We start from the raw sequence: 12,069 nt of genomic DNA on the forward strand, positions 1-12,069 counted from the left end.
TCGTCGTGCCCTTCAATCTCAATTCGTCGTCGCGGGCGCGGCCTGAGCCTGCCCGTTATCATCAACCATACCGGCCGCGTTGCGTTCGGCCTGCCCCTGGAAATGCAGGAGGCGCCGCAGCAGCGAAGCGACTCGCTCGGCCGCTCCGCGATCGTTCAGCGCCAGGTGAACGACGTTGTCGCGGCCCAATGCCACAGACAGCGTCTCCCGGTCCAGTGGCAAGCGCATGCCTTTCAGCCCGCTGCCTTCCGCTTCGCTTCCCACGCGCCAGGCCTGGTCGAGCTTGCGCGAGCCGTCTTCGCTCGCGTCGGCCGCATGGCCCAGCCACGCGACACGGCCCTCGCGCGCGTTCTGCGCGATCCGGTCCGAGCCCATCAGCAGCTTGCCGGACTTGAGTTCGAGCCCCAGCCGTTCGGTCAGCGCACGGATCAGCGCCTGTTCGATCCTGTCGGGCAGGTCATCCGGAATGGAAAGCGGCGCACCCTTGAAGGCGCGCGCCAGCGCACCCTTAAGTTTGCCCTTCGCAAGCGCATTTTCAAGGGCATCGCGGGAAACGCCGATCCACGCGCCGCGCCCGGGGGCACGCGCGTGGACATCGGGAAGGACCAGCCCGTCCGGCGAAATCGCCAGACGCACGAAGTCATCCCGCGCAGCTTTCTCGCCGGAGAGGATGCAGGTCCTCTCCGCCTTCGCGCTATCGATGTCGGAGCTTACGCGCTCATTGTGAGGATTCCGCATCGGCGGCCTCCCCGGAATCGGCGGCAGGCTCTTCGTCCTCGAACCAATGCGCGCGCGCAGCCATGATGATCTCGTTGCCCTGCTCTTCGGTCAGGCCATATTCGCCCAGAACGCCGCCCTTGTCCTCGTCGCGGGCACGGCGGTTAACCGAGCCATCGCGGCGGCGCTGCTCGGTGCGCTTCTTGGCGATGAGTTCGTCGGTGGCGAGATCGGCAACGTCGTCGAGCGTCTTGACGCCGGCCTTGCCGAGCGTGACCAGCATGGCCTCGGTGAGGTGCGGCAATTCGGCAACGGCATCCTCGACGCCCAGCGAACGGCGTTCCTCGCGCGCGGCTTCCTCGCGGCGTTCGAGCGCCTCGTGGGCACGGCTCTGGAGTTCCTCGGCCAGTTCCTCGTCGAAGCCCTCGATCGCCGCCAGTTCGGCCATCTCGATGTAGGCGACTTCCTCCAGCTCGGTGAAGCCTTCGGCGACCAGCAGCTGCGAGAGCGTTTCGTCGACGTCGAGCTCTTCCTCGAACATCTTCGAGCGTTCCTGGAATTCCTTCTGGCGCTTCTCGCTCGATTCCTGCTCGGTCATGATGTCGATCTGCGAGCCGGTGAGCTGCGAGGCCAGACGCACGTTCTGGCCGCGGCGGCCGATCGCCAGCGAAAGCTGGTCATCGGGCACGACGACTTCGATGCGGCTCTCTTCCTCGTCGATGACGACGCGGCTGACCGTCGCGGGCTGCAGCGCGTTGACGACGAAAGTCGCGGTATCCTCGCTCCAGGGAATGATGTCGATCTTCTCGCCCTGCAGTTCCTGCACGACGGCCTGGACGCGGCTGCCCTTCATGCCGACGCAGGCGCCGACCGGGTCGATCGAGTGATCGTGGCTGATCACGCCGATCTTGGCGCGCGAGCCGGGATCGCGGGCAGCGGCCTTGATCTCGATGATGCCGTCGTAGATTTCGGGCACTTCCTGCGCGAAGAGCTTCTTCATGAACTCGGGATGCGCGCGGCTGAGGAAGATCTGCGGACCGCGGTTCTGGCGTTCGACGCGCAGCACGATGGCGCGCACGCGCTCGCCAACGCGGGCGGCTTCACGCGGGATCTGCTGGTCGCGGCGGATAACGCCCTCGGCGCGGCCGAGATTGACGATTACATGGCCGAATTCGACCGACTTGATCACGCCCGTGATGATCTCACCCGTGCGGTCCTTGAATTCCTCGTACTGACGCTCGCGCTCGGCGTCGCGGACCTTCTGGAAGATCACCTGCTTGGCCGACTGCGCATCGATGCGACCGAGATCGACCGGCGGCAGCGGATCGACGATGAAGTCACCGATCTTCGCGCCCGGCTGCAGCTTCTCGGCCTGCTTCAGGTCGACCTGCTTGAAGTAGTCCTCGACTTCCTCGACCACCTCGACGACACGCCACAGGCGCAGGTCGCCGGTGCGCGGATCGAGCTTGGCGCGGATGTCGTTCTCGGCGCCGTAGCGGTTGCGGGCCGACTTCTGGATGGCCTCTTCCATCGCCTCGATGACGATCGACTTGTCGATCATCTTCTCCGATGCGACCGAGTTCGCAATCGCAAGCAGCTCTGCGCGGTTGGCGGAAATCGCACTGCCCATGGTCAGTCTTCCTGTTCCTCGAGAATCTCGTCGGCCCCGCTGGTCTCCAGCGGGCGGGTTGCGGCAATCAGCTTGTCGGTCAGGACAAGCCGTGCGGAATGAATGTCTGTCAGCGGAAAGCTGACGCGGCCCGACTTGCGGTCATCGAGCGCAACCACTTCGGCACCGGGCTCACCCTCGATGCCGACCAGATCGCCGTGGAGCGCCTTGCGGTTGCCCTCCACCGGCGCGATCAGGTTGATCCGCGCTTCGTGCCCGGCCCAGTTGGCGTAGTCCTTCGGACGGGTCAGCGGACGATCGATGCCCGGCGAGGAAACCTCGAGCCGATAGGCCTCTTCGATCAGCACCTCGCCGGCTTCCTCGAGCGCATCCATGCGGTCGGAAATGCGGTGCGACAGCTTCACGCAATCGTCGAGCACGAGCTGGCCGGTCGCCGGGTTCTCGGCCATGACCTGCAGCGCGATCTCGTCGTCACCGACCTCGCTCTTGCCGAAGATCCGCACGCGCACGAGATCGAAGCCGAGGGCCTTGACCTCGGGCTCGATGACTTGCGTGATGCGGGCGATATCGGCCACGCGGGAACTCCAGATACAGAACGATGTCGAAGCGACATCGATGCAACGCGGTTCCGTGCCGGCCCCCTCCGGCGCCAGCCCGAACCTTGTTTCACCAATGTCGGGATGAGGGGCAGATAGGCGCATTCCCCCCAAAAGGCAAGTGGCGTCGCACCGAGAGCCCGCGCTCCGCCGAAGAAATCCGGGAATGCCCGAAAGGAACCTGCGTGCGCCGGGAATTACTTCCCGACGCACGACAGGCCGCCACTCCCCCGTGGCGTCTTCCCTGCAGAGGGGGGATGCGGCAAAGCCGCACTGCAGGGCACCCTGCGCCAGCCGCCAGGAGGCGCGGGAATTGCGCATGATCTACCGAATCGCGCTGCCCGGGGCCCGACACCACCAGCCGGCACACTGCCCGGCCCGTGGTCCGGCGCCGCCCTTTCCGCGCGGCGATCGCCATTTCAGCACGCTTCCTCTCCTTTTTCTCTTCCTAGACGCGCGCGCCGGGGATCAGTCCCGCTCTTTTCATGCTTACGGCCGCGCGCCCGCCAACGATCACGTGATCGAAAAACTCCACGTCCATTGCCCGCGCGACAGCCGCCAGCGCGCGCGTTGCGGCAATATCCTGCACGCTCGGCCGCGAATCGCCTGACGGATGGTTGTGGACCAGCACGAATCCGGCCGCCTTCATCCTGAAGGCATACTCAAACAACTGGCGGTAGCGCGCCGAAATCGCCCCGACCCGCCCCTCGCAACGCGCCTGATAGCCGCAAAGATTTCCACGGGCGTCGAACAGCACCTCGAGCATGATCTCGCTGCGCAGGCCACCCATGTGCCTTACGAGGAGTTCTAGAAGGGCCGGCGAGAGCGGCTTGATCCGGCTGCGCCCCGGGACCAGTTCTGCCATGACGGATCGTAGCCACGGCCCTGCAGCCTGGTCCGATGCAGCACCGTTCCGATGAAGATCGCGATCATCGCGCCAAAAGTCGGCGTGCCCCGCATCAAGGCATAGACCATCGGATGTATGCTGAGATCCGCCCATCTTGCGAAGTGCGCGCTTAAACTCAAGATCTGCAGTGAAGCCGCCCATAAGGGCCAAATCCTCCGCGCCTCGACGGCGAGATACCCGAACCCCACGAAGCCGATGAGGTCGGACAGCAATGAAAACGGGTCCACAGCCACGAAACCGCTGGGCAGGAAATGCTCCCCGCCGGCCTGCAGCCCCCACATCGCCAGGATGATGGAGGCCCCCACCCGCTCGGGTGCGCCCCCTTTCCAAAGGGCCGACGGAATGACGAGGGCGACAAGCAGGAAAAATGCAAACTGTGCCGGATTCACCAAACCTGCGCCCCCTCCCCGCTTCAGGCAGCCTCGTGCGTGTCCTGCCCCATACTCTTTGCTTCGGCAAGTTCAGCCAGTTCCGGGCACGTGACCGGAACGTCCATCGTCTCCGCAAGCTTCGAAAGGTCATTGTGCGCCCGCACGATTTCCGAACGCGCGGCGATCAGGCTCTGCTGCATCGCGGCCACGCGTGCCATCGGCCGCTGCCCATGCACAGCCGCATGCGCGGTGCCCACGCGGGCTCGGGCCAACTCGGCCAGCAGGTCGCCGGCCTTGGCCAGCAATTCGTCCACGCCATCCTCGACCGACTTGATACTGCGCGAAAGCCTCAGGCTGGCAATTTCAGGGGTCATGGTCTTCGCCTCCATTAGCGCCGCAGCGCCAGTTCCAGGTCGAAGGCTCCCACCCGACGCATCCGCCCGGTACATGCCGCCCCGGCGATCAGATCAACCGACCCAGTATGTCCGCGATCGCCAGGGACGATGCGAGCGTCATGGCCATGATCAGCGCCAGAACGAAAACCGCAACAATGCGGCCTGTCCTGCCGAACTTTGCGTCGAAAGCCTCCAGGCCCTTCAGGCCGACATCCTTGTCCTCGTCCCATTCCGGGCGCCGGCCGAAAGCCGAGGCATCGGATAGGATGAAGACCGGTTCGACCGGCAGGTCCCGGTCACTTTCATCCACGTCCTGGCGCGCGGCGTCGACACGGGAAAAACCATATGTGGTTTTGCCACAGGCCTCCAGAAGCTGTGCATAACGGCGCGCGGTTTCCTTGCGATTGGTGGTGCCCCACTTGTCGCGCACCGCGCTGATGCGCTGGTCCACCGTATTGGGCGCAATGGAAAGCGCGCGCGCGATTTCCTTGGTCGTGCGGTGCATGATCAGCAGGTCGAGAACCTCGATCTGCCTCGTTGTGAGACTTTCCAGTTGCTCCAGCGCTTGGATATCTTCGGACACGACTGCGTAACTCGTTTCTGTTCAGCTCCGGATAGAACGGCCAATCAACCTTGCGACAAGCATGTGACAAGCACGCGGCAAATTTACTCGAAATCGTCTTTGTTAACCACCCTCATGGCAGCACTTGCATCACTTTCGTGAAGGCCATGCTTGCGGATACTATGCCGCAATTGATCATATGTCAGCCCCGTCGCTGCCGCGACTCGACGTTGATTCCAGCGATGATGCCTGAGCGCATCGAGCAACAGGCCACGTTCGAAAGCCTCGACCGCCGCGCGCAGGTCCCCGGGGACAGCCGGGGCGGGGATACGAGCATGGTCCTGCCCGCCGGGCGGTGACAGATCGGCCGATGGCGCGGGCGCCGGCACATCATCGCGGATGCTGCCGGGCGCCTGCCATGGATTTTCAAAGGGATCGAAGACAATTTCGGCGATCGGCGCATCGTCGACGCCCCAGCGATAGACCGCTCGCTCCACGACATTGCGCAGTTCGCGCACGTTGCCCGGCCAAGTGTGCGCCTCCAGCGTCGCCAGCGCGCCTTCGGAAAAGCCCGGCCAGCCATCCCATTCCAGCTCGCTGGCCATGCGCCGCCCGTAGTAGTCGGCCAGTTCGTGGACATCGCCCTCGCGCGCGCGCAGCGGCGGCAGGGTAATGACCTCGAAGCTGAGCCGGTCGAGCAGGTCCGCGCGAAACGCCCCTTCCTCGGCCATGCGCGGCAGATCGGCATTGGTCGCGGCGACGATGCGCACATCCACGGTCACCGGACGCGAGGCGCCGATACGCACGACCTCGCCATACTCGATCGCCCGCAACAGCCGCTCCTGGGCAGCCATGGACAGATTGCCGAGTTCATCGAGGAACAGCGTCCCCTTGTCCGCCTCCTCGAAGCGCCCGGCCCGCGCCCGCGTGGCGCCGGTGAAGGCGCCCGCCTCGTGACCGAACAGTTCGGCCTCGATCAGCGTTTCGGGCAGCGCGGCGCAATTGAGCGTGACCAGCGGCTCCCCCCAACGCGGCGAAAGGCGATGGAGGCGCTGGGCGATCAGTTCCTTGCCGGTGCCGCGCTCTCCGATCACCAGAACGGGACGGCGAACCGGCGCGGCACGACTGGCCCGCTCGACCGCATCGAGAAAAGCCGTCGACTGCCCGATGAACTGAACATCCCGATCCATTCCCAATAGTTAGCAATTTTCACCAACTATTGGCAACAGGCTTGCCGTAAATTCCGCCACATAGCAGGGCAAGCGCCGAAAATCCGCCATTCCCCCAGTTTGGCACACCCTTTGCTGAAAGGGGGACACAACGTGAATAGACGCATTTCGAAGGAAACACGCCATGCCTGCGCGCAACGCCAGCACCGAACCGACCTCGCGCCCCATGCGGTCCAACCTGGCCCGCACGAAGCTCGACTGGGCGATCATCGTCAGCCTGCTGGCGATGGGCGCGTTCAACCTGCTGGTCATGGCCGACAAGTTCGGCACGACGGCGGCCCATGCCGCCGCGCCGATCTGCGGAATACCGCTGGCATGAGCAGGCTCGACGCCGAGATCGAAGTCCTGCAAGGTCCGGATCAAGACAGCGCGCGCGAACAGGCCTGCCGGGCCGGCTTCGCGGGCAATGCCAGACTCCGCTCTTGCAGCACCCGCAACCATACCGGTCGCCCCCACTTTCGCCCGACCTACAACAAAGGAAACATCAGGATGGGTATCTTCTCCCGCACCCGCGACATCATCGCCGCCAACTTCAACGACATGCTCGACAAGGCGGAAGACCCGGCGAAGATGATCCGCCTGATCATCCTCGAGATGGAAGAAACCCTCGTCGAGGTCCGCACCAGCAGCGCGCGCACCATCGCCGACCAGAAGGAACTGCGCCGCCACGTCGCCAAGCTCGACAAGCTGCAGTCCGACTGGGCCGACAAGGCGCAGCTCGCGCTCAGCAAGGACCGCGAGGATCTTGCCCGCGCCGCTCTGCTGGAGAAGAAGAAGGCTGCCGACATGGCCGAGCAGCTCCATGCCGAGATCACCGTGCTCGACGATTCGCTGCGCGCCTACGAACAGGACATCGAGAAGCTGCAGAACCGCCTGCGCGAGGCCCGCAGCCGCCAGAGCGCGATTGCCGCACGCTTGCAGAGCGCCGAAAACAGGGTCAAGCTGCGCACGCTGCTTTCGAACGAGCGTGTCGACGAGGCGCTGGCGCGCTTCGACCAGCTCGAGCGGCGCGTCGATTATGCCGAGGGCCGGGCCGAAGCCATGAGCATCGGCGACAATCGCCAGCCGACGCTCGCCGAGGAAATCGCCGCGCTCGCAGATGGCGACTCGATCGAGGCGGAACTTGCCGAGATGAAGCGCACGATGGGTACGAACGAACAGCCCGGGCCGGGCACTTCCGAATAACAGCGGTGCGCGCCTGCATCCCGGAGGCACGCACCGCCCCTGAAGGACAGCCTCTGGGGCAATGACCGGGAATCGGGGATCGAAGCGATCCCGCCAGTTTCTTCAAGGGAAGGGAAAAACAGTGTCACGCGGACAATTCTATCTCGACAAGTCGAACGCCAAGCTGGCCGGCGTATGCTCGGGCATCGCCGACTACACCGGGGTCGATACGTTCTGGATCCGTCTGGGTGCCGTGCTGCTCACGCTGTTCGGCTTCTATCTGACCATTCCGATCTACATCGCCGTGGCCGTGCTCGCCGACAGCCGCCCCATGGGGCTTTACAGCGAGGCCGAGGAAGAGCGCCTGCTGCGCCGGATGGAACGACGCCGCCAGCGCCGCGGCCTCACCATGCCGGGCACGTCGCGCTCCAGCCGCCTGCGTTCGGACCTGTCGGACCTCGACAAGCGCATCGCCGACATGGAAGCCCACTACAGCAGCTCCAGCAACTCGCGCCTTGCCGCCGAGATCGACAGCCTGCGCTGAAAAGCTCTGCCGGGACAACAGGGACCCTATCATGTTCGACTTCGCCTATCTGATCCCGCTCATGGCGCTTGCCATTCCGATCTTCGCGATCTGGAGCAAGCACCAGCGCCGCATGGCCGAACTTCAGGTTCAGGCCACGGCCGAGAAGGCCGCGCAGTACGCCTCCCACAGCCGGGAACTGGAAGAACGCGTGCGGGTCCTCGAACGAATCATCACCGATCAGGGCTATGACACGGCCCTCCAGATCGAGGCCCTGCGCGACCGGCGCGAGGTCGATGGGCAGCGCACGGCTGATCGCGACAAGGCCATCAACTGAACCGGAGCAAGAGACACGCCATGGAATTCGATCTGACGCAGATCTTCATCCTGTTCGCCATAGCGGCCTGTTTCGGCGGCTGGATCCTCAACAACTGGCTGCGCATGCGCCACGGCTATCCCATCGAGAACCAGTGGGGGAAAGCCATGTATCCCAAGCACGACGTCCAGGCGCAGGCCCGGGTGCAGTTGCTGACGCAGGAAAACGCGCAGCTCCAGGCCGAGATCGGGGCCATCAAGGATCGTCTGGCCAGCGTGGAGCGCATTGTCACCGATCAGGGCTATGATATCGCCCGCCAGATCGAAGGCCTGCGCGAAGCACGCCAGTCGCTGGACGGTGACGCTTCGAAGGAGACCTGCCAATGAGCCCGGAAGAGGTCGTTGCCCTGCTGGTGCTGATGACGGCGGTCATCATCGTGGTCTGGATTCTGGCCGGCACCTACAAACGCCACCTGGCCTTTCAGGAGCGCAAGCTGGAGATCATGGCCAGCCAGACCGCCGAAAAGGCCGCGCAGTACGCCGCACAGAACGCGCAACTGGAAAACCGCGTGCGCGTTCTGGAACGCATCGCTACAGATGGCGGCAGCAGCGATATTGCTTCCCAGATCGAGGCCCTGCGTGGCACCGAACCCACAGAGGTCACCAAGCAATGAGTTTCTGGACCGCCGTCGTCGTCATCTTCGCGATCGCCTGTTTCACCTGGCTGCGCACGCACAAGTACCGCGCACTGGGCAAGCATCAGGGCAACTATGACCACACCGCCCGCGAACACGAGCTGGAGCGCGAGGTCGAGGAAATGCGCAAGCGCATCGCCGTTCTGGAACGCATCGCCACCGACGAGCAGCGCGGCAAGGACCTCGCCCGCGAAATCGAATCGCTGCGGGACTGACAACCAATCGGCGTGATCAAGCGCCACGAAGGGGCGCAAAGGCGGGAGGCAGCCCCCTCACCCTTTCCCGACTGCCATGGCAGGCGGACTCTCCAGAGAAAAGCCACATGGCATCCCCTCCCCCACTCTGGTATCCCGCCGATTGGCGGCAAGTTCGCCTGGATCCTCGACCCTGACGGCACCAAAATCGAACTGTGGGAACGCAGGACCGAAGAACAAGGCTTGCGCCTCAGGCTTCCGGCACCCGCGCGTCGAGTTCCGCCAGCCACACTGCCGCGCTGGCATCGGACGGCGCGCGCCAGTCACCGCGCGGGCTGAGAGCACCGCCGGAAGAAACCTTGGGACCGTTGGGGATCGCCGAACGCTTGAACTGGCTGAAGGCGAAGAAGCGGCGCAGAAACTTTTCCAGCCATGAGTGGATCGTGGCGAGATCGTACTGGTTCTTGCGGTCTTCAGGGAAACCGTCGGGCCAGGTGCCCGCTGCCGTATCGCGCCAGGCATGCCATGCCAGGAACGCGACTTTCGATGGCTTCTGCCCGAAGCGCATCACGTGGTGCAGGAAGAAGTCGTTGAGCTCGTAAGGGCCGATCTTGGCCTCGGTGCTCTGGATCGCGCCGTCGGCGCCCGCAGGCACCAGTTCGGGCGAGATCTCGGTATCGAGGATGGCCAGCAGCACTTCGTCGGTCGCGGCATCGAACTGATCGCCGCGCGCGCACCAGCGGATGAGGTACTGGATCAGCGTCTTGGGCACGCCTGAATTGACCGCGTAGTGGCTCATCTGGTCGCCCACGCCATAAGTACACCAGCCGAGCGCGAGTTCAGACAAGTCGCCGGTGCCCACCACGAAACCATTGTGCTGGCTCGCAAGGCGGAACAGGTAATCGGTGCGCAGGCCCGCCTGCACGTTTTCGAAGGTCACGTCGTAGACCGGCTCGCCGCCGGCGAAGGCATGGCCGATGTCCTCCAGCATGCGCGTGGCGGCGGGGCGGATGTCGATTTCCTCCGCCGTGATGCCCACCGCGCGCATCAGTTTCCACGCGTTGCCCTTGGTATCGTCGCTGGTGGCGAAACCGGGCATCGTATAGCCGCGGATGAACGTGCGCGGCAGGCCCAGCCGGTCGCAGGCCTTGGCCGCGACGATCAGCGCATGGGTGGAATCGAGGCCGCCCGAAATGCCAATCACCATCGACTTCGCCCCGGTCGATTCCAGCCGCCGCATCAGGCCATCGACCTGGATGTTGAACGCCTCGTAGCAATCGGCATCGAGCTTCTCGGCCCGGTCCGGCACGAAGGGGAAGCGGCTGAGCGGGCGCGTCAGGCCGATGTCGCCGCCATGCGGCACATGGCGGAACGGGATGGTGCGGAATGTCTCTTCCGGGCATCCGGCGGCCTGCGCGGCATCGTTGAAGGTGGGAATGCGCAGCCGGTCCATGACAATCCGCTCGCAGTCGATGTCGGCCACGCACAGTTCGGGATGGAGCGAGAAGCGCTCCGATTCGGCGAGCAGGTCGCCCAGCTCGTAGATCACGCCCTGCCCGTCCCACGCGAGATCGGTGGTGCTCTCGCCATGGCCGGCAGCGCAATAGACATAGGCCGAGGCCGTGCGCGCCGACTGCGCGCGGCAGAGCATGTGTCGCTCGTCCGACTTGCCGATCACGATGTTGGAGGCCGAGAGATTGCACAGGATCGTCGCCCCGGCGAGCGCGCCGAGCGAGGAAGGCGGCGTCGCGGCCCAGAAATCCTCGCAGATTTCCGCGAAGAAACGGAAGTGCGGCAGGACTTCGGAGGCAAAGACAAGGTCGGTCCCGAAGGGCACATCGCGCCCGTTCACGCGGATCATCTGCCCCCGGATACCCAGCCCTGAAGCGAACCAGCGCTTTTCGTAGAACTCGCGGTAATTGGGCAGGTAGGACTTGGGCACCGCGCCCAGCAAGTGCCCATGCGCAATCGCCAGCGCGCAGTTGTAGAGCCGCCCCTTGTGCATCAGCGCCGCGCCGACCAGCAGCACCGGCGAAAGCTCCGCGCTGGCCTGCACGATGTCGGCCACCGCGCCTTCCACCGCCTCGATCATCGCCGACTGCATGTGCAGGTCGTCGATCGCGTAGGAGGACAGGCACAGCTCGGGGAAAACCACCAGGTCCACATGCGCCTCATGCGCCCGGCGCGCCTCGGCCAGCACCGCGTCGCGGTTGAAGGCGACATCGGCCGTGCGCACGTGCGGGGTGGAAGTGGCGACGCGCACGAAACCGTGTTCGTGCATGGCGTAGAAGGGATGCGCTTTCGCTTCGGTCATGCGCGAATCCCTGACAGGAATGGAGAAAGAGAGCAATCTCCACGAATGTTCGCGTTCGCTCCTCCGCTTCTTCGTTGCGAATGGCGAAGCTATGCCAACATCATACTACGCGTCATGAGGAATTTCATCGGCATAGACCACGATGGCTGAGCCTTCCGAGACGGCGCACTGTGCAGCATCTCGAAGAATATCATCCGCGATTTCCGAAGGATCTGGATCAAGCTCTTTGGCGCGGCGCAATTCCAGATGGACCCATCCGTTTCGTTCCGCCGCTTCAACAGCGTCCTCTGCCGCAGCATCTAGATTATCAGTGTAGACGTAAATCAGCATGGCGTGCTTGGCACCGGGGCGATATTTGGCCGCCGTTTCTGCGACACCGGCTGCGAGATACATGATCAGATGGCTCATCATTTAATCTGTTCGCAGATGGACCGTGCCCGCGCAAGCTCGCTGCAAC

17 protein-coding genes are annotated in these 12,069 nt (G+C 64.3%); 7 read left to right on the top strand and 10 right to left on the bottom strand.

What is annotated here, in order from left to right; translation table 11 throughout:
• Positions 1–18: 18 nt before the first annotated feature.
• From NZK81_RS04740 to pspF, 8 genes are all read right to left on the bottom strand, one after another.
• Entirely contained in the window at positions 19–738 is a 720-nt protein-coding gene (locus tag NZK81_RS04740) for a DUF448 domain-containing protein (RefSeq protein WP_260044372.1), read from the bottom strand.
• The gene (nusA, locus tag NZK81_RS04745; RefSeq protein ID WP_260044374.1) at positions 719–2,347 is read right to left on the bottom strand and encodes a transcription termination factor NusA; all 1,629 of its coding nucleotides are present in this window, start codon (positions 2,345–2,347) and stop codon (positions 719–721) included. Before nusA ends, NZK81_RS04740 begins: the two co-directional genes overlap by 20 nt.
• 2 nt (positions 2,348–2,349) lie before the next feature.
• Positions 2,350–2,922: a ribosome maturation protein RimP gene (rimP, locus tag NZK81_RS04750; RefSeq protein WP_260044376.1), complete on the bottom strand. Its 573-nt coding sequence runs from the start codon at positions 2,920–2,922 to the stop codon at positions 2,350–2,352.
• Between the two features lie 469 nt (positions 2,923–3,391).
• Complete coding sequence (locus NZK81_RS04755) at positions 3,392–3,733, bottom strand: JAB domain-containing protein (protein ID WP_260044378.1); 342 nt, start codon at positions 3,731–3,733, stop codon at positions 3,392–3,394.
• Between the two features lie 17 nt (positions 3,734–3,750).
• Positions 3,751–4,242, bottom strand: a complete 492-nt coding sequence (locus NZK81_RS04760) for a hypothetical protein (RefSeq protein WP_260044380.1) — start codon at positions 4,240–4,242, stop codon at positions 3,751–3,753.
• A gap of 20 nt (positions 4,243–4,262) precedes the next feature.
• Positions 4,263–4,595, bottom strand: coding sequence for a hypothetical protein (locus tag NZK81_RS04765; protein ID WP_260044382.1), 333 nt, complete (start codon positions 4,593–4,595; stop codon positions 4,263–4,265).
• A gap of 88 nt (positions 4,596–4,683) precedes the next feature.
• Positions 4,684–5,199: a helix-turn-helix domain-containing protein gene (locus tag NZK81_RS04770; protein ID WP_260044385.1), complete on the bottom strand. Its 516-nt coding sequence runs from the start codon at positions 5,197–5,199 to the stop codon at positions 4,684–4,686.
• A gap of 83 nt (positions 5,200–5,282) precedes the next feature.
• Positions 5,283–6,368: a phage shock protein operon transcriptional activator gene (gene pspF, locus NZK81_RS04775; RefSeq protein WP_260044387.1), complete on the bottom strand. Its 1,086-nt coding sequence runs from the start codon at positions 6,366–6,368 to the stop codon at positions 5,283–5,285.
• Between the two features lie 163 nt (positions 6,369–6,531).
• On the opposite strand from pspF, the gene NZK81_RS04780 reads away from it, so the two are divergent.
• The 7 genes from NZK81_RS04780 (at position 6,532) to NZK81_RS04810 (ending at position 9,319) form a co-directional block, all read left to right on the top strand.
• Entirely contained in the window at positions 6,532–6,726 is a 195-nt protein-coding gene (locus tag NZK81_RS04780) for a hypothetical protein (RefSeq protein WP_260044389.1), read from the top strand.
• Positions 6,723–7,592: a phage shock protein PspA gene (gene pspA / locus NZK81_RS04785; protein ID WP_260044391.1), complete on the top strand. Its 870-nt coding sequence runs from the start codon at positions 6,723–6,725 to the stop codon at positions 7,590–7,592. Before NZK81_RS04780 ends, pspA begins: the two co-directional genes overlap by 4 nt.
• Positions 7,593–7,713: 121 nt before the next feature.
• On the top strand, positions 7,714–8,115 hold the full coding sequence (locus NZK81_RS04790) for a PspC domain-containing protein (protein ID WP_260044393.1): 402 nt from the start codon (positions 7,714–7,716) through the stop codon (positions 8,113–8,115).
• Positions 8,116–8,146: 31 nt separating this feature from the next.
• Positions 8,147–8,431 carry a hypothetical protein gene (locus tag NZK81_RS04795; protein ID WP_260044395.1) on the top strand — a complete coding sequence of 95 codons (285 nt, stop codon included), beginning with the start codon at positions 8,147–8,149 and terminating at the stop codon, positions 8,429–8,431.
• Positions 8,432–8,451: 20 nt separating this feature from the next.
• A complete protein-coding gene (locus tag NZK81_RS04800; protein ID WP_260044397.1) occupies positions 8,452–8,796 on the top strand; it encodes a hypothetical protein in 345 nt (114 codons plus the stop codon).
• Complete coding sequence (locus tag NZK81_RS04805; protein ID WP_260044399.1) at positions 8,793–9,083, top strand: hypothetical protein; 291 nt, start codon at positions 8,793–8,795, stop codon at positions 9,081–9,083. The genes NZK81_RS04800 and NZK81_RS04805 overlap by 4 nt, the downstream gene beginning before the upstream one ends.
• Positions 9,080–9,319 carry a hypothetical protein gene (locus tag NZK81_RS04810; RefSeq protein WP_260044401.1) on the top strand — a complete coding sequence of 80 codons (240 nt, stop codon included), beginning with the start codon at positions 9,080–9,082 and terminating at the stop codon, positions 9,317–9,319. The genes NZK81_RS04805 and NZK81_RS04810 overlap by 4 nt, the downstream gene beginning before the upstream one ends.
• A gap of 229 nt (positions 9,320–9,548) precedes the next feature.
• Here the strand turns inward: NZK81_RS04810 and NZK81_RS04815 are convergent, their stop codons facing one another.
• Positions 9,549–11,612: an NAD(+) synthase gene (locus tag NZK81_RS04815; protein ID WP_260044403.1), complete on the bottom strand. Its 2,064-nt coding sequence runs from the start codon at positions 11,610–11,612 to the stop codon at positions 9,549–9,551.
• A gap of 105 nt (positions 11,613–11,717) precedes the next feature.
• Positions 11,718–12,020: a hypothetical protein gene (locus NZK81_RS04820; RefSeq protein WP_260044405.1), complete on the bottom strand. Its 303-nt coding sequence runs from the start codon at positions 12,018–12,020 to the stop codon at positions 11,718–11,720.
• Between the last annotated feature and the right edge of the window lie 49 nt (positions 12,021–12,069).

Source organism: Novosphingobium mangrovisedimenti (genome assembly GCF_025153475.1).
Classification (GTDB): Bacteria; Pseudomonadota; Alphaproteobacteria; order Sphingomonadales; family Sphingomonadaceae; genus Novosphingobium; species Novosphingobium mangrovi_A.